Here is a 25,005-nt window from a genome sequence, read left to right as displayed (position 1 = left end):
CGCAGAGTATACCAGTGAATAAAGAAAAATCAGCCTCGAAGCCCGAACCACATCACTGGTGGGTGTATATGATTGAGAATAATCGAGGACACTTATATACCGGCATAACAACCGACGTTGAAAGGCGCTTTAAGGAGCATTGCAGTAACAGCGCGAAGTCTGCGAAAGCATTGCGTGGTAAAGACCCCCTCACGCTTAAATTTAGCCAAATGATTGGCAATCGCTCGCAGGCCTCAAAAGTAGAGATATGGATAAAAAAACAAACCCGCACAACCAAATTGGCGATTATTCGCGGGCAAGGATCGATTCCGTCGTTATAGATGCGTTATGAGTAGGTAAACACACCGACTACGATAAACGCTATACCCACACTCAATACACACTGTATCGCGGCAACACCAATGTTGTGTTGCTGATCCACTTCTTGAGACCAATTCAAACCGGCTAACACAACGCGTTTAGCAACGGTTACCAATATCAACAAACTAATGGCTAATCCTAAACTCGCGATTAACCATCCGGTGACATTGCTGACATAAGTTTGTGCATCGTATTGCAAGAGGATCGACGCGGTAGAAACCACTAACGCAGTCCCGATCAAATTACCTGAGTGCTCAATCGCCGCCGCCATATGACCTTTGCATAATACTTTTTGGAATGAATCATTCTGGTTGTTGCTGGCAAAGCGCATTTCATAAAAACGAGTCATTAATAGCAGCACCACCAACACTACGATAAAACCTGAGGTTATAGCGATAATGGCATTCATGTCAGTCCCTTGTACCCACTGCAACATGCTTTTGAGCATGATCGCGCTGGCAATCGCACTGGAAGCGTCAACTAGCGCTACGCTGACATTTTTTTCATCGATCATTTTATCTTTGTCTAATCGGTTCAGAACCAGTTTGTCATGAGAAAAGCGTCCAAATCTCACCAATGCAATACCAATCAAACCGAATAATAACATGCCCACTGCGGCACTCTCATAACCTTGCCCTACATGGCGCCCTACCACGGAGCCTAAAACTATACACAATGACAACATGCGCCCAGCCATGCTGATCCCAAAGGCAAAATTGTCCTTGTTGCCTAATTCGTGCGTCACGCTTATTCCGGTGACGCGGCCAGACAACCAGCGAACGAGGAATAGCAGTATCAAAGCGATACTTAAATCAATCGACAAGTAAATCCATAAATCTGCGGGTAATGGGTTTAACTTTACCAATGTTTCCATGATGACCTTTGCTTATCGCAACTGCGAAATTGTGGGTTTTATTACTGTTTCCCACTGATTGAATATGACACACTGGCATCCAATCGCATCGTGGGCTTTGTTTTTTAATTATGCCAACCAATTTTCCAAATGACACAAGTTTAGCGCAACAATATCATGAAGATGTAAAGTGGTTAGAGCAATCCTTATCAGGCGAATACGTCTCTCACGACATACAAGCAATGGCACGGCTGTTCAGTTTAAGTAACTTTGTCCGACGTGTTTGCTATCAATTTCCGAGTGCCGTAGATTTTATTTCACGACATCAACACAACGAAAAGCTGGCAGGTGATAACGCCACAATTTCTGCTGAACTCGAGCAATTGCTGAGCGACACGGTTGGTAATCCGAGCAACGAATCAGACTTATTAAAACTGCTGCGTGTATTTCGCAGTTGCATGCTTGCCACCATAACGGCGCGTGACCTTGTGCAGAACCAACCCATTCAGGTCTCCTTACGCCAAGTTTCGTTGCTGGCTGATGTATTGATAATGGCAGCCTATAACTGGCAATACGCACAACTTAGCGCTCGGTATGGTGAGCCTGTTACTTCACAAGGCCACAAACAGCCATTATGCATACTTGCCATGGGAAAATTAGGCGGGCAAGAGCTCAACTTTTCCTCTGATATTGATTTGATTTTCGCTTACCCTGAAAAGGGCCATACATCGGGCGGGCGGAAATCCATTGAAAATCAGCAGTTTTTCACCAAATTGGCACAACGCATTATCTATTCACTCGATACGGTCACTGCTGATGGCTTCGTCTATCGCGTCGATATGCGTTTAAGGCCTTTTGGCGATAGTGGCCCATTGGTTGCCAACTTTTCTGCCCTCGAAGACTACTATCAACAACAGGGTCGCGATTGGGAACGCTACGCAATGTTAAAAGCGCGCGTTGTTAACCCTGCATCAGAATATTCTCAGCAACTCATGGAGCTGTTACGCCCTTTTGTCTATCGACGTTATGTAGACTTCACTGCGCTTGAATCTTTGCGCAGTATGAAGCAGATGATTGAGAAAGAAGTGCGACGGAAGCGCTTAGTCAATAATATCAAGCTGGGCTCTGGCGGCATACGCGAAGTCGAATTCTTTATTCAAAGCATGCAAATTGTTCACGCCGGTAAACACCCTCTTTTGCAAACGCCTGCTTTGGAGGAAGCGAGTAGAGGCTTAGTAACCTGCAATTTACTCGATGAAATTGAAGCCAAAGAACTACTCTCTGATTACTACTTTTTACGCAAGGTTGAACACTGTCTACAACAAATAAATGATGAGCAGACCCAGCAGCTACCCGATGAAGTAATTAATCAACAGCGACTTATTAATATGTTGTCGTTTCGACAATGGACAGATTGTTATCAAGCTATTGAACAAGCGCAGTTGCGCATCAATCAATGTTTTCACCAACTGATGGAAACACCGGAAGAGTCTATCGATCAGACAGATCCTATTTATGCGTTAAGTGAAGATTTGTGGGCGCTAGAACTCAATGAACACGATTGGCAGCGACTATTAAGCCCATATGCCGATAGTTCACGGGTCCTACAACTGTTTAATGATACTGAAAACTTAAAACAACGCTTAAGCAAAATTCCGATGGGACAGCGCGGCGTAGATGTACTTAATCGCTTAATGCCTGCCATTTTGTTCGATATTTTACGAGACCAGACGCATCGATTCTCCTTAACCAATATCAGTACCATCATTTGCAGTATTGCAGGGCGTACCGCATACCTCGATTTACTGCTGGAAAACCATGCTGCGCGTCATCAGTTGTTTGTGCTCAGTGCTGAAAGTGAGTGGATCAGTGCTCAGATTTCTCGCTTTCCATTACTGCTAGATGAACTGCTAGATCCCACCTATTTAGCAAAACGCCCAAATAGTATCGATGAAATACGGGCTGATTTTAGCAGTCAATTGCAGCAGTCCTTATTACGCGTTGACCCTGACGATCTTGAAGCATTAATGAACAGCTGGCGGCAATTTAAATTGTGCCAGCAGTTGATCATAGCGGCATCTGACGTATGCCATACGTTACCCACTAATGCGGTCAGCGATCACCTAACCGCGTTAGCCGAAATACTGTTAGATAGCGTGATCCGCAGTGCTTGGCGCGACATCAGCTTACGCTATGGAGAGCCTGAAGGGAAAAGCGTTGAGAATTCTGGCTTATGCGTTATCGCCTATGGCAAGTTTGGCGGATTAGAGTTGGGCTATGGTTCTGACCTCGATTTAGTCTTTTTACATGATGCTGCGCCCAGTACCCAAACTAATGGCGCAAAACCGGTCAGCGCCACTCAATTCTACGTTAAGCTGGTTCAACGCATCATGCATGTTATGAGTACGACCACGGTACTTGGCAACATTTACGAAGTTGACTTACGCCTTCGACCAAATGGCAATTCGGGTTTACTCTGCAGTCACATTGATAGTTTTACCGAATATCAACAAGAAAATGCGTGGACGTGGGAGCATCAAGCGTTAGTGCGGGCGCGTCCGGTGTGGGGACCTGCAGCCCTACAGCACGCGTTTTTACGCATTCGAAAAACCATTCTTTGCGCTCCTCGTGACCCCAACACAGTCCTTAACGATGTCAAAGAAATGCGTGAAAAAATGCGCGAACACTTACTGAAAAGTTCAGATTCTGGGGTTGATCTTAAACAGGCCCACGGCGGCATTACCGATATCGAGTTTATGACGCAATATTGGGTGCTTAGTCAGGCACACTTACACCCTGTCTTAACCGATTGGCCAGATAACTTACGCATAATCGACTCTGCCGTGCAAGCTCATGTTATTCCAGAGGAAATGGGAGAGAAGTTAAAGAGTGCTTATCTTGAAATGCGCCAAGCAATACATCAAACCAACCTGCAAAGTCAGTCATTCACACCTGATACTCAGGCGTTAAGTGCTCACAGAGAATACATTCAGACACAGTTTGCCGAATTGTGTTAACTAGTTAGCAACCACACAATTGGCTTTAACGTATTCTGACTCTGTTGCAGTTATAACAAGGGTGCGCTGCTTAGGGCATACATATCCGCGTACATCACCGATAAAATTACTATCAATCGCATTAGATATTTGTTTGACGGCACTGGCGATAGTGGTATCCATTTGGAACTGATGCTTCACCACAAAGTCCTGATCAAGGTCCCAAATAACCTGCATACCCTCTTGCTGGGCAAAACTGGAAATGGCTTCCCGCAATGTACTACCCGCCTTAAACGTCCGGTACTTTTTTTCACCCACCCAACGACCACTGACCGGTCGGGCTTCACTGGTCATGTATTCTAAACGAGCATCCAAGGGCTGTTCATCTTGGGCTACTTCCATAACGAAGTCTCCGACATCTTCCTTGATAGGATCATTAGAGCTCATGCGGAAATCTTGATAAAACTTACTTAATCCAGCGGCTACGGAGCGCTTAGCTGGCGCGCCTTCAGGCTCGGGGGCTTGGACAACTTCATCTTGCAGAGTAACCACAAACACAGCGATAACAATCAATGCGATTGCCAACCCCAAGTGCTTTACCCAAAACAATGTGTTTGATGTTGTCTTCATTAAACCTACCAATTCCGCTGAACATATAGCAAGTACTTACCAACAGCAAAAGTCTATTTATACAAACTAGGATCATCTTCGTGGGGGCGTGTTTTAAATCGTTTATGCATCCACAAATAACTTTCCGGTTGTTCTCTAACGATATTCTCTATCTGCTTATTCAAATCCGTCAAAGCCTCTACATCTTCTTTATCGGCAAAATCGGGCATTGGTGGATAAAATTTTACTGTATAGCCTTTTGATGTGTATTGTGGTGCTATCAATAGCGGAACACAATTTGCCCGTCGCGCGAACATTAATGTCGCTGTGGTGGTAGCTGCATCCTTTACTCCACCAAAGGGTACAAAAATACTTTGCCCTCTCCCATAATCTTGGTCAGGTAAATACAAGCAAAGTTCCCCTTCTTCAAGCGCCTGTATTAAAGCTTTGGCATTGCGCTTGTGGATCATGTATTTGTTCGAACGATTGCGCCCATGATATTGCATGTAATCAATTAATGGATTGTTGTGCTTTCTGTAAAATCCTACGCTTGGATGCTGATAACCCAATACTCTGCAGCCCACTTCCAAATTCATATTGTGGATCGCCAAGCCAAATACACCTTTCCCTTGTTTCAGGATAGCTTCAACGTGTTCATAACCTTCTACGCTACCCATACGTTTGATCCGCCACGCAGGTGCCCACCAGCCCAATGCAGTTTCGAAAATCGCCATCCCCGCACATTGCAAATGCTGTCTAAGTAAAACTTCTCTTTCTGTTTCATTCATATCCGGGAAAGTTAACGCAAGATTTTGACGCGCAACATCAACGCGCTTGCGAACCAATTTGCTTAGTAACCATGCATTGAACTTAGCCAGCTGACGCAACACGGGTAACGGTAGCCAGCTGATAAGGTAAAGCAAAATGATACCTATCCACACCAACCAAAATTGCGGGAGCAAAAAACGCCATTGAAATGAAGGAGCTTTAACTTTAGACACAAACACAACTAACTGATGAATTTAGTGCAAAGAATATCATGTGATGTCTTGTGTTCAAAAGGTTCACAAGAAATAGGTCCTTGAGTTCACTGAAAGCGCGACTAACATCAGGCTCGTTGCACAAAGCGTGAAGTAAAAGCAATGTCTCAATTATGCTGAAATGGTTCCCGCAATCAAACCACGAAAACCAAAGCCGCCGACGCAAAGGCAGTTAATTCCGATGCGCCTTTAACAACTCATTCTGCACCTTGCAATTTAGTCTATACTTCATTCAAATAAGGCGGTGAGGACTATTTATCACTGTCTGGCCCATGATGTACTGGAAAGGAATCATTTGCTTTGGATACAAAGCTACTTAACGAAATCGTAGAAAAAACTGCTTGTGGCATTTTAGTCGTCGATCCGCAAGGTATCGTGCTATTTGCCAATAGCTACGCGCATACCATGTTCGGATACGAGCCTGATTCACTGGTAAAAGCGAACATTGAACAGTTGCTCCCCGTAGAGTTTCGTAAAAGCCATCTTCAACACATCACATCGTTTTTTGCCAAAGGGCGCGCGAGAGAAATGGGGAAAGGCAATAGTTTTCCCGCATTACACGCAGATCAACATATTTTCTATATCAGTGTGAACTTGACCCCTTCACACAATGGCCAGAACGTTATTGTTACGGTGACGGAAACAACTAAACACCACCAGCGAGAAGAAGGACTTACCAGTGAAAAAAATCAACTCTCAGCTGACAAAGAACGATTGCAGTTACTCTCGCAACAATCCAATAGCGCTCTGTTTATTACTGATGACACACTGAAGATTACATGGGCAAACGAAGCATTTTCGCGCCTAATCGAATTATCTGATGCCAACTATCCAACCATATTAGATTTAGCCGGAAGGAATACTGGGCTAACTGAATTAGGCCGAATTCAACAAGCCATGAATATTAAGAGTCATTATTCAGGAGAGCTTTTACTCTATGCACAGTCTGGACGAGAATTTTGGGCCATAGCCGATTTCCAGCCTTATCAGAGTAATCAAAATGAGTGTGGGTTTATTGGCTCATTAACGGATATTACCGAGCACAAGCAACTAGAACGAAATCTGGTTGAAACCAGTAATTTGCAGCGGGCAATGCTAAATAGTGCACCTATATTTCTGGTCTCAACCAATTCTGCAGGCATTATAACCTTAGTTAATCAGTTCGCGACTCAATCGCTGCAATGTCATGCAGTTGACCTCGTCGGTCAAACGACGCCGTTTGAATTACTCAGTAAAGACGCCCTGCTCGCTTTAAAGGAACACTTAAACCTAAGCCCCAGTGCTGATACCCCTGACCTTCTGTTTGCTTTAAAGCGAGCCGTTGTTTTAGAACCAATGACTCTCGACACATCATTCAATGGCTCAAACAACCATAGTATTGAAGTTCAATTAACAGTGACATCCATTGCGGGTAGTAACCAAGATGATGTAGGCCTGGTCTGGTTAGGGCGCAATATATCCGAACAACGGGCTGCTGAGCGGGAAGTATTTAGAATTAACCGTTTGTTGGAGACAACCGGGGAGATAGCGCGACTTGGCGCATGGGAATTAGACATTGTAAATAATAGATTGTGGTGGTCTGATGAAGTCTATCGCATTCACGAATTACCGATAAATAGCGAAATTTCCGTCGATAAAGCGATTCACTTTTATGCACCTGAAGCACGAGATACTATCGCCAATGCGGTAGATAAAGCGGTTAAACAAGGGCGTTCATGGGATGAACAATTGCCCCTTATCACTGCAAAAGGCAACCGGATCTGGGTCAGGGCTGTGGGTTATGCGGAATATAAAAATGCTCAGCCGGTTCGACTTCACGGCGCATTTCAAGACATTACCGAATTAAAAGAAGCTGAACAAAAAGCATTAGCTGCTAGTGCAGCCAAAAGCCAGTTCCTTGCCAATATGAGCCACGAAATACGTACCCCTCTGAACGGTGTTTTGGGCATCAACCAGTTATTGTCAAAAACGGAGCTTTCATCTAAACAACAGGAATATACAAACCTTATAGCCGCCAGTGGCACTAATTTGCTGTCTATCATTGATGACATTTTGGACGTATCCAAAATTGAAGCCGGAAAGCTCACGATCACGGAACAAACACTTGAGCTCCAGCCTTTGATCATGAATATCGTGGACAACACTCGCGCTCAAATAAAAGAGCGGCAACAACCGGTTAGGGTTGAATATCATATCGATGACGAGTTACCTGCGGCGATAAGAACCGACCCTGTCAGGATCCGTCAAATCATAATGAACCTGATAAGTAATGCGCTCAAATGCACCGATATGGGCGTTATTAGTCTGAATGTTGAACACAATGACAACGACATATTATTTTCCGTGTCGGATACTGGTATCGGTATACCAGAGGACGCTATCTCAACGCTATTTGATAAGTTTACTCAAGTCGATGGCAGCTCGACTCGTTCTCGGGGAGGTACTGGCTTGGGTTTGTCTATCTGTAAAGAGCTCGCCGTTTTACTCGGAGGGAATATAACGGTCGAGAGCCAATTGGGTAAAGGTTCAACCTTCACCCTGCATATCCCGTTAAAGGCAGGACTAGGCAATTCAGTGCATCAGCACACGATTAATCTGTTGTTACTGTGTAACGAACCCACTGTGATCGCGCAATGGCAAGAGTTGGCGTTAAGTCACCCTCTCAACTTAACTGTGCTTAATTCTGCACCCCAAGCAATACAATGGATAAAAGTTCAAATTGCTGACAACAATCATTTCAGTATGGTGATATATCAAACCTTAGAAGGCATGGCTGGAGTTGAACTTATCAAAACACTCTCGCATAAAGGGTTATTGCAAACAGAGTCTTGTATTTTTATTGACGATGACGACATGGTTTCCAATAACGCTATTTGCAATGAGTTAGGGATACGACACTGTTTTAACTCCGGTACGCCTTTAGTGGACATTCTCCGCACATTAGATTCGTCTGAACAACCCCATTCGCTGGACGACGCTGCACATAGTGCTCTGTCTCACATGCGTGTATTACTGGTTGAGGATAACCCTATCAATCAAGTGGTTGCGACAGAGATGCTTACCCAACTGGGTGTACAACATGCGCTTGCTGTAAACGGTCGTCAGGCGCTAGAGCAACTGATTACTGATATAGACACCTTTGACGCCATCTTGATGGATTGTCAGATGCCGGAAATGGATGGGTTTGAAGCAACTTCTCGTATAAGACAAATGGATGTCGAGAAAGCACTCACGATCCCCATTATTGCGCTTACTGCAAATGCACGACAAGAGGACATCCAGGCATGTTTAGCCTGTGGAATGAACGCCCACTTGGCTAAGCCTATATTGTTCGAGGAGCTGAAACGCGCACTCGAACAAGCTATGCAACCAGTCAATCACTACGATATTTAGCGTCTATTTAGAATGCCCGGCACAACCTTTATACTGCTATTCGTATGACGCCTCGATATGTTTCAATTTGCGCTCGAAATCTTCCATGTGTTCCGATTTTTCATAATCAAAATGATATTGATTGTGAAACCCAAAGCGCAACTTCACCAATGCGTCTTCAATGAAAACCGTATAACCGTCGAAATCTGTATAGGCTTTAACACCATCAAGTAGATAGGCATCATCAGCTTGCTCACCATGCTGTTTAATTTTCTCAAACACCGATAATACAAAACGACTGTCAATTTCGTTCTTCATATCCTCTCCATATGTGTATTCAATACTGACCGTAGCAATCTAGGTGATTTTTTACCAAGTCAAGACGGGCAGTCTTGTGATTTGATGTACTTTCTGATTTTTTTCTATTGTGGCTCATCCGCTACTAATACAGCAATATGATAGAGACCAAAAATGCTTACCCGATCGAAACTATTTAATTCTACCACAGTGACGCTCTCTTAACCTGCGGCTAAAAACCCCTTTAGCTTCTTTGATAACGGAATAAACAGCAATAGTAGGTGTAATTTGTACCATAAATTACACATGGTCAGGCTCGCAATTAAGTTCGTGTAAAACCACCTTGTTAGAAAAGCAAACATCCCGCATCAAGTCTTCGCAAAAAGCTAACGCTTCCGAGTTAAAAACTGGACGTCTGCATTTTGTAACGAAAACCAAATGCAAGACGTTCATGCTTTTACTTGACCTTGTGGCTCGTCACGCTATATTACTGTTTATATATACAGTGCACATTTAAGTTTATGATAACGGGGATTAAATTTCAGGCAAAGCCTACTTTGGAGCAAGTAAAAACATTGCGCCAATGGCAAGGCTGCCAGAGATTTATTTGGAATGCGAAATGCGATGAAGACCTTTATCTAAGAACTTTTGCTAAAAAATACCTACCTGTTGGCACTTACGCAGAGCCTAATCAATCCTACTCCCAATATAAAGATAAAGCGCTTTCCCCTTGGTTGTATGACTGTCCAAGTCAAATACTAAGGAACGGGACTACAAATTGGTACAATACGTACCGAAAATTTATTAAGGGAGTCTGCGGTAGACCAAAACATAAGCGAGCATCAAATCAAGGTAGCGTTCATTTAACAAAGGAACTTTTTAAGCTTTTTAAAGAAGATAACCGCTGGGTGTTAGAGATAGGCACTAAGTCAAAACCGCTAGGCATATTAAACGTTAAGTTCCATCGTTCGTTTGAAATCCCAAAATCCATATACATCAAACGTAATCATGACCGCTGGTCGGTGTCTTTTTGTTACGAGGATGGTGTTCTAAATGATTATCTTCGCGAAGATCATTTTAAGCACTTAAAAGGCGAAACGAGAGAGCAGCTAGAAAGTAAAGTAATTGGCATAGATCGCGGCATCAAAAGACCTGTTCAATTTGGTGAAAAAGAGATTAATTATACGCCAGAGCAAATTAAGAAAATGTGCGGCCATGAGCGCCACATCAAACAGTTGCAAAGAAATCTGGCTAGGCAACAAAAAGGTTCGAAGCGATATTCAAAAACAAGTGCGAGGATTGCTCGTAAGAAATCACAGCAATCTAATATTCGCCATGACTTTGCCCATAAAGCCAGTCATCAAATGGTGAGCAGCAATAAGTCGGTGCTTGTGTTCGAAAACTTAAAAACAAAAAATATGAGTCGAAGTGCAAAAGGCTCAGCTGAGCAACACGGTAAAAATGTAAAGCAGAAATCAGGGCTTAACAGAGGCATCTTAGAGGTAGGCTGGCACATTATCCAATCATTTACCGAATATAAAGCAGAGAAAGCGGGTAAGGCTGTTTTCTATATCTCCCCCTATAAAACCAGTCAGGAGTGTGCTAATTGCGGCCACACTCACGCAGACAACAGAAAGAGTCAATCTCTATTTAAATGTACTCTGTGCGAATATACTGACAATGCTGATAATAACGCGAGCGCGGTTATTAAAAAGCGAGCAATTAATCTTATTTTGGACTCTGGAACAGAGTTGTCGGACAAAGGCTTATTAAAGCCATCATCTGATATCGGACGCGAATTTGGCAACAAGACACAATCAAAACCAGCGATTGTGCGTGCTAAGAAACGTCAAAAAAGACAACTGAGCTTTGCGGCTTAGTTAGAAGCTCGTGAATTCATTCACAAGTAGTTCACTACATGCAAACATCGAATCATTACACAGTATATGACAAAGCACACGCCTTGGTGAATTTACCTGCATTCTCAAATAAAAATGTAGCGCTAATCTTGTCTGCTATTGCGTTAACAATATTCTGCAACAATTTGGGGAGTAGAAGTAGAAGTAGAAGTAGAAGTAGAAGTAGAAGTAGAAAAGAATAAAGCCTTCATATCACTTCACACGCAATATGAAGGCAACTTAGCTGTGCTTAGTTAAAATTGTAGCGTAACCCTACATAAGCAGCACTCGATTGAAAGTCATCTTCACCGCCAATATATTCAACTTCAAATCTAACCATGGTATTTAAGCCCACAAACCAGTCAAAGCCTACACCCACAATACCAGCCATTACGCCGTCATCATACGGCTCTATAATATCGTCCAATACGCGATTGCCAGTTAAGTCAGCCCGCATAACACCCACACGATAAAATAACTCTCCATCTTTCGAGCCAGCTTTACCGAGCACTGAAACAAAGAGCGCATCACCTTCAAGGCCGTTCATCGGATCAGTAGCATTTGCGGCATCATCAGCTATGCGCTGGAATCCACCTTCAACATACCATTGCGGATGAAACTGATGCCCCAAGGCTAGTTTATAGGCAACACCGCCGTCTGAATATTGGGCGAATTCAGAATCCGCATAACCAGCGCTGATCACGCCATACATGCGCTCTGTCGCAACGCTGTTGAATGAGGTTAATAGTGCTAATGCGGCTATTTTGCAGCACGCTAATTTACGCAACATAATCAATTCCTTTAAAAATAATATTCCAGCGTTAATTGAATAAAGTCTTCTCTGCGAATATAGAATAGCGGATCATTCATCACATCGCTGGCAAAAAAGTATCCATCAAGCTTCCAACGCCATTGATCAGTGATCCGGCTAGACGCTTCAATGAATCCAGTATAACTGTTGGCATTCTCTAAGTCCTGCACGATACCGATGAGAAACTCGGTTCCATCCACGTCATTCACAATAATACGGAATCCAACCATTAGATCATTTTGACCAAACACAAAGGCCGTTTCTTCACGCTCATCGTATTGATATTCCATCAACCAACCTAAGTCGTATTGAGTCCCAAACACACCTACTTGGGTATACTCAAATCCTGCCACAGCAGCAAAGAAGTCATCTTTAACCTGAGGTTCTAGCCCAACCGGCACATTATCTTGGTCATCTTTACGGTATATACCCTCGAATTTGAATAACCACGCATCAACCACTGCTAAGGCATCGATCCCCACTTGCTGGATCTGTGAGTAATACGGTTGGAATTTCACTCGGCCTGTATCAACGTCTATCGATGGTGCAAGATAAGGATCCCGGTTTGTGCCGGCAAAATATGAAACACCTAAATCAACGCTACCGAAAGTTTGTTGCCAACGTAGCGCGTAGTCCAGATGAGATTGTTCATCTTCTGAAGCATAAAGAGGGTTATCGGTATCAATCAGAAACGGTGGGGTCACACGGCCATCAAGACCAGCAAACGTGCGCTCTCTGAAATACGGTAAAACAAAGGCAGAAAAGCGACCTTGCTCAGTAAAATACGAGAAGCTTAGCATCGGTTGACCCAGCTTATCTTCGCCATCGACTGACTCAACAAAATCGGTTTGATTGATCACATCAACTAAATGTAGCGATTCCGTTTGCCCCCAGAAGACTTTACTTACGCCCGCCAGAAACTCCCAATCTTGCGTCATATGCAGCCAGTGGAATTCGCGCATATCCGCATGCGTGCGTTCGCTATCATGCTGGTCAATTCGTGCAAACGGTTTTATGACTAAACGGTCATCACCTTCATTCCAACTGTAAAAGAACTCTGGTTGTACATAAATAGATCCTTGCGTGCGCTCCTGTGCATCAAGCAATGAATCTTCTAAAAAATAGCGTTCTTCTATGCCTGCCTCACCGCTTATTTCAAACTCACTAGCCAACAGCGGCGCTGAAGTGATTGCAAGCATCATAAAGGTGGTTTTTAGCATCCTAGCAGTCATTAATAGTTGACCTCACTAACGCACATTTCTGAGTTTGTTGCTATCGAAATCATCGTCTTGCAAGCCGACATCGAATTTCAAATCATCAACCAGCAGAACGGTACTCTTATAAGTTTGCTCATTAAACATTTCAGATTTCATCGCTCGCCAGTATTTGTCTTTATACAAACGGTAATCTTCTAAGGTGAGGATTTTGAGCAGAGCATCTTTTCGATCATAAAACTCTATTTGATGAACGTAATAGTGCTCTTGGTCAATCCACACTTTCTGGCGCGTATAACCTGAATTTTCATCCTGAGGGATCTGTTCAACAATAAATGTCTTTCGCCCATCTAAGGTGTCATCGCCAACATAATTAAAGGTGTATTTTGCCAATTCAAACGATGTCATATCTTCAAAGGCAAACTCACTGCCCATAAAAGGACCTGACTTGTTCTTAGAGTTAATACGCTTTACACGCTTTAAGGCAGGCAAGTATATCCACTGTAAATCAGGCTCTAACGCTTTACTGAAACTCAAAAAAGCCGTGCCGCTAACATCTCTCGGTACATCAAATATGGTTAGCGCTTTATCGCCGTCATTGGGTACTTCCAAAGACTTAACCCTTATTTCGCGAACAGACTCCTGCCCTTGCGCATTACGTAAAATCATACGCATAGCCGCTTCAGAGTCTCCCCACCCCGTATCGGCGGCTTTACGTTGTTTTGAGATTTCTAAGCCTCTTGCTTCATCCGCAAAAGAAATAGCACTGGTTCCAAGCAAAAGTACGCCACCCAGCAAAGCTACTGCTGCTCTGTACTTATTTGAGCTCATGATTTTGATCATTCTGATCTCCTTCAGAAAGTGCAAACCACGCATTAAATTTATCTATTAATAATAACGGCATAAGTCCAATTATGCTGAGCTTTTACTGCTTATTTGGTATTTAGCATGCAGCAAGGGTGTAAGGATTTAGACCTTTTTGTTACTTAAGCCCTCTAATGCGTAAACAAAACTTCACAAATAGGTATCAGCAGCAATACTTGCGTATTTTATTTCATACGGACACATTTATTAAAAATCAACAACTTATATTTAATTTCGTTCATTTTTTGATAACAAATGGTGATCAATTCATTAGCAAGTTTTGATCTTCTAGAAAATTGGAGTAGTATGTAATCACAACTGGTCAGATGAGCGGATGAGTGAAAATGAGCATCAGAACAAGCTTAAAAAAAGTATTACCTCCAATTTCAATAACCGAGCAAGAAGCGCTTGACGCGGGTGATGTTTGGATTGAATCATCGATTTATCGTGGTAAACCTGACATGCAGGTACTACGTAACATTCCAAAAGCGACGCTTAGCGCCGACGAACAGGCTTTCCTTGATGGCCCTGTTAAAACGTTAATGGCGATGGTTGATGATTTTGAATTGCAAAACAGCGACCATATTCCACAAGAAATTCTTACGTTCCTTGGTGAGAACAAATTCTTCTCAATGATCATTCCAAAGAAATTTGGTGGTCTTGAATTCAGTCCATATGCAAACTCTACTATCGTAGCGACTATAGCAGCGAAAAGCGGCGCCATTGCGGTAACCGTTATGGTCCCTAACTCTCTGGGTCCTGGTGAGTTATTAATGCACTATGGCACAGAAGAGCAACAGAACTACTGGTTACCGCGTCTGGCGGTAGGTCAAGACATTCCTTGTTTTGCCCTAACCAGTCCAGAAGCGGGCTCAGACGCAGGTTCTATTCCTGATGCGGCGATAGTTACAAAAGGTGAATATAACGGCGAAGAAGTTATTGGTTTGTCGGTAACCTGGGACAAGCGTTACATCACCCTTGCGCCAATTGCGACAGTATTAGGCCTTGCCTTTAAAGTATTTGATCCAAATGGATTACTGGGTGACAAAGTTGAACTTGGTATCACCTGTGCGCTTCTGCCAAAAGATCACCCTGGTGTTGAATTGGGCAACCGCCATGATCCAATGGGCGTGCGTTTTTACAACGGCACTACCCGTGGTGAGAACGTATTCATCCCAATGGATTTCATCATTGGTGGCCAAAAGAACATCGGTCGTGGTTGGCAGATGTTGGTAAGCTGTCTTGGCGCAGGTCGAGGTATTTCATTACCAGCGATGGGCGTTGCGTCAGCACAATCAGCATTTAAGTCTACCGCTGAATACTCATTTGTACGCGAACAATTCGGTGTACCAATCGGTCGTTTTGAAGGTATCCAAGACAAGCTTGCAGACATTGCTGGTAAAACGTTCCTACTCGAGTCTATGCGTGTACTAACCACCGAAGCATTAGGTTTAGGTTTGAAGCCTTCTGTTATCACAGCGATGGCCAAGTACCACATGACTGAATTAGGTCGCGACGTATTGAACTCGGCCATGGACGTTCAGGCAGGTAAAGCCATTCAGCGCGGTCCTCAGAACACCTTGGCAAGCGGTTACTCAGCATTGCCAATCGCTATCACAGTAGAAGGTGCAAACATTCTAACGCGCAGCCTGATGATCTTCGGTCAAGGCGCAATGCGTTGTCACCCACACTTGAAAGAAATGGTTGATTTGATCCACAGCGACGACAAGTCAGCCGATGGCGAATTCAACAAAGTTCTGGCTAAAACAGTTAAGTTTAGTGTTAAGAATGCACTGCGCAGTAAAGTTAACGCGTATTTACCATTCCTTCGTAGCACTGAATCTGCTTTACCTGAAGTACGTCAGTATGAAAAACGTTTAAATGCATTGTCAGCGAAACTTGCTCCTCTTGCTGACTTATCATTACTCGTATTAGGCGGTGACCTTAAGAAAGCTGAGCTATTGTCTGCCCGTTTAGGCGATATCATGAGCTATCTGTATGCCTCAATGGCAGCCATCCGCTTCTATGAGCAGCGTGTAGAAGATCGCAAGCAAGCGCAGCCTTATTTTGAATATGCCGTGCAGTGGTCATTGCAACAAGCTGAGAAAGCCTTGGTTGATTTCATTGGAAACTTCCCGAATACAGCAACTCGTTACTTGATGCGCATGTTAACCAACACCTACTCAACAGCAGTAAGTCAGATTTCTGATGATCTGGTGAGAGAGTTGGCGGCAGCTTCATTGCAGGATAGCAGTATTAAAGCGCAACTTACGCACTTGGTGGTTACTCAACCTGGTGATGGTAACGATATCAACGAGCAAGCGTTTAAAGCGAAGCACGCTGTTATGCCATTATTGGGTAAAGTGCAAAAAGCATTGCGTAAAGCACCAGTGGTACCGTTTATCTCTTTCGAGAATGCGGTTAATACATTGCTAGAAAAAGGTGAGCTGACGCAAGACGAGCATGCTGCTTTGTTAAGCTATGATGCGAAACGCAAGCTTGCAGTGCGCGTTGATGAATTCGACTTTGACTTAAACCTGCTCCAGCCAGGTGAAACGAAAGTGGATAGCGCGGCAAACGCTGCATAACAAGTTCACGTTAAAGTAAAAACAAAAACGGCTCTATTTAGAGCCGTTTTTTTATCGAAAGTCACTGGCGAAACCTCGAGAACACTGCAAAACGATGAAGAGGTGTCGTTCACAGCCAAACCAGCTAGCCAAATTCTACGGCGCATAACTCCTCTCGCTGGATCGTTGAAACTTTTCCCGTATAATCCCTGCAAAAAAAAGACCAAAGACCATGGCCCAACTCTATTTCTACTATTCCGCGATGAATGCGGGAAAATCCACATCGTTACTGCAATCAGCCTATAACTACCAAGAACGCGGCATGCGTACGCTCATTTATACAGCCGCTTTTGATGATCGTTATGGCATTGGTAAAGTCAGCTCGCGTATAGGATTGCAAGCAGAAGCAAGATTGTTCAACGCTGAAACTAATTTATTTGCGGATGTTCAACAACAACTGCAAGATGGCCGCATCGACTGTATTTTCATTGACGAGGCACAGTTTCTCTCACGCCAACAAGTGAAAGATTTAATTGATGTGGTCGATGAGCTGGATATTCCTGTGTTGGCCTATGGGCTTCGCACAGACTTTGCCGGTGAAACTTTCCAAGGTAGCCACTACTTGCTTGCTTGGGCCGATAAGTTATTTGAATTAAAAACTGTCTGCCATTGCGGCCGCAAAGCTAACTTTGTCGTTCGCTTGGATGAACATGGCAACGCTGTGCGCGCAGGCGAGCAAGTGCAGATAGGTGGAAATGATCGATACGAATCCATGTGTAGAAAACACTTTAAAGCATTAATTTGGGATTAAGCAGGAGTTTCTCCTGTTTATCTTAACGAGAAGAAGACCAATTCATAACAGCAAACGTGCATTTTCACTCTGTCAGCTATTTTTACACTCTAAAAACCTACATCTGTAATTAACTGTAATATATGAGAATTATTTTAGGCATGAAAAATGCTTGGGACTGTTAAGTCAATTACATTCTAAGATTTTGGAGTAAAAGAGTGTTTAAGAAGTTTTTTGCAGTATTCAGCCTAATTGTAGCGACCTCATTCAGTGCGCAGGCTTCACTAATTACCGTTGAACATGCAGATGTTAACGTTGGTACTTTTAATGCTGATTTAGCTGCCATCTGGGCGGGTTTGTCTGCTGGTGATATCACATCTGACAGCATCGATACAGCAACTCTGTTATATAACGGCAGTGCGAACAACCAAACGATTTTCAAAATGACAATCACCGTGCCTAACACGCGTGACATTCTGTTCAACCTTTTTGCTGGCTTAGACGCGGGTTTTGGTGCAGAAGTATTTGTGAACGGTTCATTGTTGACTGAACGTGAAGAAGACCTATGGTGGGGACGCAGCTGGTCAAATGGTGATGTTATGTCAATTGAAGGCTTAAACTTCCTAGTCGGTTCAAACGAAATCGTTGTTTATTGGGCAGAAGGCTCAAACAGCGGCGGTAACAGCTTTGAATTCTCAGTAGACGGCGGCGATCGTTTAGTTTTGTCTACTTCAAACCTTTACACTGCAGTACCAACGCCTTCAACATTAGCGCTTTTTGGCCTAGTGCTATTTGGCTTAGGTATGTCTCGCAGAAAGCTTTAATCGAATATGCTTTAAGAAAAAAAGGCCGGCATCATTGCCGGCTTTTTTGTCTTTGAATGTCCCGTCCTGAAATACGTTGACATAAAGAGGACTTCTTTATGAAAACATCAAACAATTCAATTATTAGGATTGGTCAGAATGATAATGAATGAACGCTTCCACTTTTACCACCCATTCAAATTTGCCCTGCCTTATCTTTAATTTCAGAAATCCGGTCAACAGCTTTCGTGTAAAAGATAAGCCAACGCAGAGCGAAATTAAATGAAGCATTAAAACGAACCCAGTATTGATGTTCTTATCAATGTTCATACTAAGGACTGCCACTAGAGAATTGTCGCAAATGCGACACTTCAAAAAATACCCTTCTCAAAATATTCGGCAACACAAATTAAATGACATTAACTATCAATCAGTTAAATAAAAATTAACAAGCTCATCCTATGGCGTTCATAATCCATTCGCGTTGAACATTTATCATTACAAGTAATTTAACTAACCCGTATCCATAGAATATCCTTATAACACTATTCAGCATACCCGTGAGGTTATTATGGACTTTAGTTACAGCGCCCGATGTGAAGACTATCTAGCTCGCGTCAAAACCTTTATGCAATCGCATGTAGAGCCAATTGAAAATGAAGTGTATGACTTCCTGCATGAGCACAATAATCATGGTGACTGGCGAACGTGGCAACTGCACCCGAAAGTAGAAGCGCTAAAAGAAAAAGCAAAAGCTGAAGGATTGTGGAACTTATTTTTGCCCGATGATGAACTAGCCCAAGGACTAAGTTGTTTAGAGTATGCACCATTAGCTGAACAAATGGGACGCTGTTTATTTGCGCCTGAAATATTCAACTGTAACGCGCCGGATACTGGCAATATGGAAGTGCTTTATCACTTTGGTGATGAGGCCCAAAAAGCGCAATGGCTGACACCGTTATTAAATGGCGAGATCCGCTCAGTGTTTGGTATGACTGAGCCGCAAGTAGCATCATCAGACGCAACGAATATGCAAGCTGATATTGCCATCGGCGATGACGAAATCGTCATTAATGGTCGTAAATGGTGGTCGACAGGACTGGGACACCCAAATGCTAAAGTCACTATTTTTATGGGTCTGTCTAACCCTGAGAATGACCGTCACAATCAACATAGTATGGTTATCGTACCACTCGACACACCTGGGATTACTATTGACCGTATGCTGACGGCTTATGGTGACTACGATGCCCCTTATGGTCATGGTGAAATGGTATTTGAAAATGTGCGCGTCCCCCGCAGTAATTTGTTAGTAGGCCCTGGCAAAGGCTTTGCCATCGCCCAAGGTCGATTGGGACCTGGCAGGATCCACCATTGCATGCGCGCCATTGGCATGGCAGAAAAAGCGTTAGAACTTGCCATTAAGCGTGGCTTGTCGCGGGTCGCATTTGGTAAACCATTACTTAAGCTTGGTGGGAATGGCGAACGCATTGCTGACGCGAGAATGCTCATAGAACAGGCGCGTTTAATGACGTTAAATGCAGCTTGGAAAATAGATAATTTCGGCGTTAAACATGCCATGGTCGACATATCGGCAATTAAGGTTGTTGTACCCAATATGTTGCAGCAAGTGGTCGATATGGCGATTCAGATCCACGGTGGAGCTGGAATGTGCAATGACTTCCCATTGGCGAGATTTGCTGCCGGGGCTCGCGCATTGCGACTAGCTGATGGCCCAGATGAAGTACACAAAGGTATGGTCACGCGACTAGAATTGAAGCGCTATGCCTAGTCCTCTGATAGATACGGCAGGTACTGTCCGACAGGGAGAGGAACTGGATTTAACGCTACTGGTGCCATGGTTAAGTCAACACGTTGATGGACTGACCGGCACGCCAAAGGTCACTCAATACAGTGGCGGCGTATCGAATTGGACTTATTGTCTGACGTTTGATGATAGAGAACTGATCTTACGTCGAGCCCCAGACGGCACAAAAGCTAAAGGTGCTCACGATATGAAACGTGAGCACGACCTTCAGCGCGACTTAAAGCCTGTATTCTCACAGGTGCCCAGTATGTATGGTTATTGTGAAGACCCTACAGTTATTGGCAGTGATTTTTACGTCATGGAGAAGCTTAACGGCATCATACCGAGACGTAACTTACCAAAAAGCCTGCACTTATCGGAAAATGAGGTATCACGCTTATGTCAAAACGCTATCGATACCTTAGTCGCATTACATAAAGTCGACTACGAAAAAGCCGGCCTTTCTCATCTGGGCAAAGGCGCTGGCTACACTCAAAGACAGATTGAAGGCTGGAGCAAACGATACCAACAAGCTCGCACGTGGAATGTCCCTCGAGCAAAACGTGTTATGAGTTGGCTAGAATCAAACACGCCGACCAGTGAAGCCTTGTGTATTACCCACAATGACTTTCGCTTTGATAACCTTGTTTTGGATACGCAACAGCCAACAACTATAATTGGAATCTTAGACTGGGAGCTCGCCACTATTGGTGACCCCCTTATGGATCTGGGCAATACGCTGGCGTATTGGGTTGAAGCGGGTGATGATAAGCTAATGCAGACGACGCGTAAGCAACCCACTAATTTGCCTGGGATGATGTCTCGTCAAGAGGTAATTGACTACTATTGTGGCGCAACAGGACACAAGGCGAGCGACTTTGCATTCTACGAAGTGTATGGACTATTTCGTCTTGCCGCTATCGCGCAGCAAATTTACTTCCGATACCATCATAAACAAACACGCAATCCGGCATACAAACACTATTGGTTTTTCGTTCATTACCTGATCCGCCGGTGCAACAAAATTATAAAATCAGCAGGATAATTTATATGCAGCGACAAAATATTATTATTACAGGTGCAAGCTCAGGCCTTGGGCGAGGAATGGCAATAGAATTTGCCAAAATGGGGCGCAATCTTGGACTTTGCGCACGACGGATTGAACGTTTAAACGAATTGAAACAGGAACTGCTGGCGATTAACCCCAACATAACAGTGATTGTAAAACCTCTCGATGTAGACGATCACGACGCTGTTTTTTCCTGTTTTAATGAATTTCGGGACGAATTTGGACAATTAGACCGCGTGATCGTCAATGCGGGTATGGGAAAAGGTGCCTCTGTTGGTACAGGTTATTTTTACGCCAATAAACAAACGGCCATCACAAACTTTGTCTCAGCGCTTGCACAGTGTGAGTCCGCCGTCGGTATTTTTAGAGAACAAAATGAAGGCCACCTGGTTACCATATCGTCGATAAGTGCGGCTCGAGGATTCCGTCGAGCTTTGACAGTTTATGCCGCCACCAAAGCGGCATTAACGTCTCTGACTGAAGGGATTAGAATTGACCTGATGAACACACCCATAAGTGTGTCCACCATTCACCCCGGTTTCATTCGAAGCGAAATTAATGAAAAGGTGAAAGCCACGCCTTTTATGGTTGATACAGAGACCGGCTGCAAAGCTATCGTAAAAGCAATTGAGAAAGAATCGGCAAACAGCTATGTGCCTGCATGGCCATGGGCACTTTTTTATCGATTAATGAAAATAGCACCACTATCTATGCTGGCTAAAATGAGCTGACATTTCACACTACACTGCGGTCGATTATGTGTTTATCTATCTATTACTCATCATCATTTAACCAATGTTAAATTGATTGGATTTGAGGCAGCAATCGATTCTCCTGACAAAGCACAGCACAATGCTGTGCTTTTTTGATCCACATGCTGCTTTTAACGGACTGACTTTACCGACAAAACATTTAGCTTTAGAGAATAGACAGACAATCTAAGTGCAACCATACTATTGCTAATTGGAGCGATATTTATGCAGTACATGTCTAGATCACATTCAAGGGCGTTCGTTGTATCCAGCCCAATCCATGTTCCCTTTGCAAGCAGTTAAGGGCCGTATCATGAACGTTTCAACAAGAATTCAGAACGTATTATTCAGCTTGGTTCTAGGCTGTGTAGCATTGCCACTTTTTAACGCTTCAATTGCACTGGCAAAACCAACCACAGCAAAAAGAAATCTAGAAACAACATTAGAAAACGTCATACCAAGAGCGCTTATAGCGTTCAACACTCCAGGACTATCAATAGCTATAGTCAACAGCGAAAAAGTGCTCTATCAAAAAGGGTTTGGGTTCCGCGATCTCAATTCTTTGTCACCCGTAACAGCTAGCACTTATTTCCGTTTAGCTTCAACCAGTAAAGCCTTTACCGCTACGTCAGTCGCAATGCAAGTCGCTCAAGGCAAGCTCAATTGGGATGACCGCGTTATCGATCACTTGCCCGAATTTCGCATGTATGATCCTTACGTAACCCGTGAAATGACGGTTCGAGATTTACTTACGCATCGCAGCGGATTGGGTGCATTTGCAGGTGACGCAATGCTGTGGCCAGAACCAGCGTCTTTTAGTCGCACAGAAATAGTCAACAACCTGCGTTTCTTAACGCCTCAATATAGCTTTCGTGCCCAGTATGCATACAGCAACGTAATGTATATCACTGCTGCAGAGGTTGTTGCTAAGCTTGTAGAGCAAGACTGGAGCGAATATGTGGATACACACATTTTTGCGCCTCTTAATATGCAGTGCTTCGCAGGAGATGTTCCAGAGTCAGCGCTACAGCAATCCGCGCAACCCTATGGCTTTCACTCAGAAATCGGCATTTATCCGATTCCGCGCAATGCTATTAAGCGACAAGCACTGGCATCGGCTGCGGCTGGCGGTTTGGTATGCAACGCAGCAGAAATGAGTAAGTGGCTTCAGTTTATGTTGCAATTGAATAAGTCGGGCGCTGCACCTGTAGATGTCTCAATAGGCATTGATAAAAACCATCCACTCATCTCTTTTGAGCAATTAAATACTTTATGGACACCGCAGACACTATTGCCAGTCGATGACTTTGACAAAGAGTGGGACGAAACTGTCCTGAAAGCCTATGGCATGGGATGGCGCATTAGCAATCTTAAAAACCATAGGGTCATTTCTCATACCGGCACGCTATCCGGCTTTCAGGCATATGTGGCATTACTTCCGGAACAAGACATTGGGGTTGTCATCTTAAATAATGGATCTAATTCAGCATTACGAAGCGCTGTGATGCAAACCGTACTGCGCTATTTTTTACCTAACGTTGAGCAGCATAATTGGGTAGAGGTATTTCAAGCTGAAAGAACAAGACGTGAACGGGAGTATAAAACCTCTCACGGTGAACCTTCAGGCTCGGGCCAGGTATTTTTAGATCCGGTGGCTTATACCGGTCATTTTCAAGATGTGTGGTTTGGCAAAATGCATGTCGTCGCACATGACAACATCATGCGCATTAACTCAGAGCGCATGCCTACCCTTACCGGCACGTTGCGTCCTTTTGATAATCATACGTGGGTGATTGAATGGGATAACCAAAATGCCGCAGATGACGCATTCATTCATTATGCAATTGATGAACACAACCTTGTAAGTGGGTTCCGTTTAACCCCTTTTGACACTGAACCTCAGACCAATCATGAATGGCGAGATATGTATTTTGAAAAAATAACTCTGGAATAGCATTTATTTGAGGTATAATCGACCGATACAAAGGTATGAAAAAAAATAACAAAAAATAGCGATATTGGCGGAAAATGCCATATATCAGCACAGACCTTTAGCGGTATCATCTTCGGTAGAGTCATAAGAATTAGGTAGTAAAGATGTACAAGGTCATCGCTTTTGCGCTATCAATAATGTGTTTTTCAACACACGCAAGCCTGTTGCTTACGTCCCCAACTGGGTATGGCAACTTAGGGGCTGCGATCCCCGATTTCGGTGGAGCGGTAATCGATATTGTCGGTAATAATAATAATCGCGTCGTTAGTTTTATTTCAGAAAGAGAACTTGCCCATGTTGGTCTAACAACAGATTCTTCAGGTTATGTCGAAACCGCTATCGGTGCTTTGGCGTTTAATGAAGAGATGCTAGATGCGTTAGCAGGCGGTATTTCTCAAATTGCGATCCGCCTGACCATGTGGGACGGTGACAATGATCTTTTGAACGGTGTTGAAAATGGTTTTCACGCCAACAAGAACTTCTTATTCGTGAATGAAGCCGAGTTCGGAAATTTTTCAACAGTCGAGACCATTGCATTTGAACGTTTTGGTGTTAGTCAAGTAGCGACGCCTGGCACTACTGGATTTATCAGTGACTACACGAGCGTGGGTTGGTTTTGGTCTGATAGCGCATCATTAGTGGGAGGCATTTGGGATTCGATTACCTCTACAGGCCTGTTCTCTATGAAATTCGTGATTTCAGGGGCAGCGCCGGGCCATAAAAACTTCATTTCCTTTTCTGACCGAGATGATCGACTAGAGACTCAAGTTAAATCATTCACAGAAATTTCTGTACCGGAGCCAAACAGCATATTGCTTATGCTATTTGTTGTCGCGTTGTTCGGAATAACAGCACTCAAAACTAGAAAACACAATTTACCATCGTAATATTCTTAATATAGCCGGTAAAA

Annotated in this window: 20 protein-coding genes; 12 read left to right on the top strand and 8 right to left on the bottom strand. The window is 43.6% G+C overall.

The window, feature by feature from the left end:
- The first annotated feature begins 14 nt into the window (after positions 1–14).
- Entirely contained in the window at positions 15–320 is a 306-nt protein-coding gene (locus CSH93_RS10480) for a GIY-YIG nuclease family protein (RefSeq protein ID WP_240615573.1), read from the top strand.
- A 5-nt stretch (positions 321–325) separates the two neighbouring features.
- Here CSH93_RS10480 and CSH93_RS10475 read toward each other — a convergent pair whose 3' ends face one another.
- Entirely contained in the window at positions 326–1,234 is a 909-nt protein-coding gene (locus CSH93_RS10475; protein ID WP_100643184.1) for a DUF350 domain-containing protein, read from the bottom strand.
- A 110-nt stretch (positions 1,235–1,344) separates the two neighbouring features.
- Between CSH93_RS10475 and glnE the strand changes: the two genes are divergently transcribed.
- Positions 1,345–4,230 carry a bifunctional [glutamate--ammonia ligase]-adenylyl-L-tyrosine phosphorylase/[glutamate--ammonia-ligase] adenylyltransferase gene (glnE, locus tag CSH93_RS10470; protein WP_100643183.1) on the top strand — a complete coding sequence of 962 codons (2,886 nt, stop codon included), beginning with the start codon at positions 1,345–1,347 and terminating at the stop codon, positions 4,228–4,230.
- Here the strand turns inward: glnE and CSH93_RS10465 are convergent, their stop codons facing one another.
- On the bottom strand, positions 4,231–4,839 hold the full coding sequence (locus CSH93_RS10465; protein ID WP_100643182.1) for a TcpQ domain-containing protein: 609 nt from the start codon (positions 4,837–4,839) through the stop codon (positions 4,231–4,233).
- A gap of 53 nt (positions 4,840–4,892) precedes the next feature.
- Entirely contained in the window at positions 4,893–5,819 is a 927-nt protein-coding gene (gene lpxL, locus CSH93_RS10460; protein ID WP_420807253.1) for an LpxL/LpxP family Kdo(2)-lipid IV(A) lauroyl/palmitoleoyl acyltransferase, read from the bottom strand.
- Between the two features lie 339 nt (positions 5,820–6,158).
- On the opposite strand from lpxL, the gene CSH93_RS10455 reads away from it, so the two are divergent.
- A complete protein-coding gene (locus CSH93_RS10455; RefSeq protein ID WP_100643180.1) occupies positions 6,159–9,251 on the top strand; it encodes a PAS domain-containing hybrid sensor histidine kinase/response regulator in 3,093 nt (1,030 codons plus the stop codon).
- Between the two features lie 36 nt (positions 9,252–9,287).
- On the opposite strand, the gene CSH93_RS10450 is transcribed toward CSH93_RS10455, so the two are convergent.
- Positions 9,288–9,548 carry a DUF3081 domain-containing protein gene (locus CSH93_RS10450; protein WP_100643179.1) on the bottom strand — a complete coding sequence of 87 codons (261 nt, stop codon included), beginning with the start codon at positions 9,546–9,548 and terminating at the stop codon, positions 9,288–9,290.
- 279 nt (positions 9,549–9,827) lie between these two features.
- Positions 9,828–9,980, bottom strand: coding sequence for a transposase (locus tag CSH93_RS18280; RefSeq protein WP_100643178.1), 153 nt, complete (start codon positions 9,978–9,980; stop codon positions 9,828–9,830).
- A gap of 68 nt (positions 9,981–10,048) precedes the next feature.
- Here CSH93_RS18280 and CSH93_RS10440 point away from each other — a divergent pair, with 68 nt between their 5' ends.
- Positions 10,049–11,407, top strand: coding sequence for an RNA-guided endonuclease InsQ/TnpB family protein (locus CSH93_RS10440; RefSeq protein WP_100643177.1), 1,359 nt, complete (start codon positions 10,049–10,051; stop codon positions 11,405–11,407).
- Positions 11,408–11,675: 268 nt separating this feature from the next.
- On the opposite strand, the gene CSH93_RS10435 is transcribed toward CSH93_RS10440, so the two are convergent.
- From CSH93_RS10435 to CSH93_RS10425, 3 genes are read right to left on the bottom strand one after another with little or no spacing between them, the layout of a single operon-like run.
- The gene (locus tag CSH93_RS10435) at positions 11,676–12,215 is read right to left on the bottom strand and encodes an outer membrane beta-barrel protein (protein WP_100643176.1); all 540 of its coding nucleotides are present in this window, start codon (positions 12,213–12,215) and stop codon (positions 11,676–11,678) included.
- 11 nt (positions 12,216–12,226) lie between these two features.
- Positions 12,227–13,468, bottom strand: a complete 1,242-nt coding sequence (locus CSH93_RS10430) for a hypothetical protein (RefSeq protein WP_240615572.1) — start codon at positions 13,466–13,468, stop codon at positions 12,227–12,229.
- Positions 13,469–13,483: 15 nt separating this feature from the next.
- Positions 13,484–14,293 carry an outer membrane lipoprotein-sorting protein gene (locus CSH93_RS10425; RefSeq protein ID WP_205663281.1) on the bottom strand — a complete coding sequence of 270 codons (810 nt, stop codon included), beginning with the start codon at positions 14,291–14,293 and terminating at the stop codon, positions 13,484–13,486.
- 365 nt (positions 14,294–14,658) lie between these two features.
- Between CSH93_RS10425 and CSH93_RS10420 the strand changes: the two genes are divergently transcribed.
- The 8 genes from CSH93_RS10420 to CSH93_RS10385 all read left to right on the top strand — a co-directional run bounded on the left by CSH93_RS10420 (position 14,659) and on the right by CSH93_RS10385 (position 24,982).
- Positions 14,659–16,902 carry an acyl-CoA dehydrogenase gene (locus CSH93_RS10420; RefSeq protein WP_100643174.1) on the top strand — a complete coding sequence of 748 codons (2,244 nt, stop codon included), beginning with the start codon at positions 14,659–14,661 and terminating at the stop codon, positions 16,900–16,902.
- 211 nt (positions 16,903–17,113) lie between these two features.
- Positions 17,114–17,692, top strand: coding sequence for a thymidine kinase (locus CSH93_RS10415; RefSeq protein WP_100643173.1), 579 nt, complete (start codon positions 17,114–17,116; stop codon positions 17,690–17,692).
- Positions 17,693–17,889: 197 nt separating this feature from the next.
- Positions 17,890–18,495: a CCXG family PEP-CTERM protein gene (locus tag CSH93_RS10410; RefSeq protein ID WP_100643172.1), complete on the top strand. Its 606-nt coding sequence runs from the start codon at positions 17,890–17,892 to the stop codon at positions 18,493–18,495.
- Positions 18,496–19,045: 550 nt separating this feature from the next.
- The gene (locus CSH93_RS10405; protein WP_100643171.1) at positions 19,046–20,266 is read left to right on the top strand and encodes an acyl-CoA dehydrogenase family protein; all 1,221 of its coding nucleotides are present in this window, start codon (positions 19,046–19,048) and stop codon (positions 20,264–20,266) included.
- Positions 20,259–21,326 (top strand): phosphotransferase family protein, encoded by a 1,068-nt coding sequence (locus CSH93_RS10400; protein WP_100643170.1) that lies wholly within the window; start codon positions 20,259–20,261, stop codon positions 21,324–21,326. Before CSH93_RS10405 ends, CSH93_RS10400 begins: the two co-directional genes overlap by 8 nt.
- 5 nt (positions 21,327–21,331) lie before the next feature.
- Positions 21,332–22,081, top strand: a complete 750-nt coding sequence (locus CSH93_RS10395) for an SDR family oxidoreductase (protein ID WP_100643169.1) — start codon at positions 21,332–21,334, stop codon at positions 22,079–22,081.
- A 334-nt stretch (positions 22,082–22,415) separates the two neighbouring features.
- A complete protein-coding gene (locus CSH93_RS10390; protein WP_164078344.1) occupies positions 22,416–24,056 on the top strand; it encodes a serine hydrolase in 1,641 nt (546 codons plus the stop codon).
- A 143-nt stretch (positions 24,057–24,199) separates the two neighbouring features.
- Positions 24,200–24,982, top strand: coding sequence for a PEP-CTERM sorting domain-containing protein (locus CSH93_RS10385; RefSeq protein ID WP_100643167.1), 783 nt, complete (start codon positions 24,200–24,202; stop codon positions 24,980–24,982).
- Positions 24,983–25,005 lie beyond the last annotated feature (23 nt).

The organism is Neoalteromonas facilis, from assembly GCF_002807665.1.
In the GTDB taxonomy this organism is placed as follows: Bacteria; Pseudomonadota; Gammaproteobacteria; order Enterobacterales; family Alteromonadaceae; genus Alteromonas_E; species Alteromonas_E facilis.
The sequence above is the reverse complement of the archived record's forward strand: the minus strand, read 5'-3'. Positions and strand labels throughout refer to the sequence as shown.

Bases quoted from the DNA above. Each gene is read 5' to 3' on its own strand.
- CSH93_RS10475 (WP_100643184.1), bottom strand. From the start codon at position 1,234: ATGGAAACATTGGTAAAGTTAAACCCATTACCCGCAGATTTATGGATT.
- glnE (WP_100643183.1), top strand. From the start codon at position 1,345: ATGCCAACCAATTTTCCAAATGACACAAGTTTAGCGCAACAATATCAT.
- CSH93_RS10465 (WP_100643182.1), bottom strand. From the start codon at position 4,839: ATGAAGACAACATCAAACACATTGTTTTGGGTAAAGCACTTGGGGTTG.
- CSH93_RS10450 (WP_100643179.1), bottom strand. From the start codon at position 9,548: ATGAAGAACGAAATTGACAGTCGTTTTGTATTATCGGTGTTTGAGAAA.
- CSH93_RS18280 (WP_100643178.1), bottom strand. From the start codon at position 9,980: ATGAACGTCTTGCATTTGGTTTTCGTTACAAAATGCAGACGTCCAGTT.
- CSH93_RS10440 (WP_100643177.1), top strand. From the start codon at position 10,049: ATGATAACGGGGATTAAATTTCAGGCAAAGCCTACTTTGGAGCAAGTA.
- CSH93_RS10435 (WP_100643176.1), bottom strand. From the start codon at position 12,215: ATGTTGCGTAAATTAGCGTGCTGCAAAATAGCCGCATTAGCACTATTA.
- CSH93_RS10430 (WP_240615572.1), bottom strand. From the start codon at position 13,468: ATGACTGCTAGGATGCTAAAAACCACCTTTATGATGCTTGCAATCACT.
- CSH93_RS10425 (WP_205663281.1), bottom strand. From the start codon at position 14,293: ATGATCAAAATCATGAGCTCAAATAAGTACAGAGCAGCAGTAGCTTTG.
- CSH93_RS10420 (WP_100643174.1), top strand. From the start codon at position 14,659: ATGAGCATCAGAACAAGCTTAAAAAAAGTATTACCTCCAATTTCAATA.
- CSH93_RS10415 (WP_100643173.1), top strand. From the start codon at position 17,114: ATGGCCCAACTCTATTTCTACTATTCCGCGATGAATGCGGGAAAATCC.
- CSH93_RS10405 (WP_100643171.1), top strand. From the start codon at position 19,046: ATGGACTTTAGTTACAGCGCCCGATGTGAAGACTATCTAGCTCGCGTC.
- CSH93_RS10400 (WP_100643170.1), top strand. From the start codon at position 20,259: ATGCCTAGTCCTCTGATAGATACGGCAGGTACTGTCCGACAGGGAGAG.
- CSH93_RS10395 (WP_100643169.1), top strand. From the start codon at position 21,332: ATGCAGCGACAAAATATTATTATTACAGGTGCAAGCTCAGGCCTTGGG.
- CSH93_RS10390 (WP_164078344.1), top strand. From the start codon at position 22,416: ATGAACGTTTCAACAAGAATTCAGAACGTATTATTCAGCTTGGTTCTA.
- CSH93_RS10385 (WP_100643167.1), top strand. From the start codon at position 24,200: ATGTACAAGGTCATCGCTTTTGCGCTATCAATAATGTGTTTTTCAACA.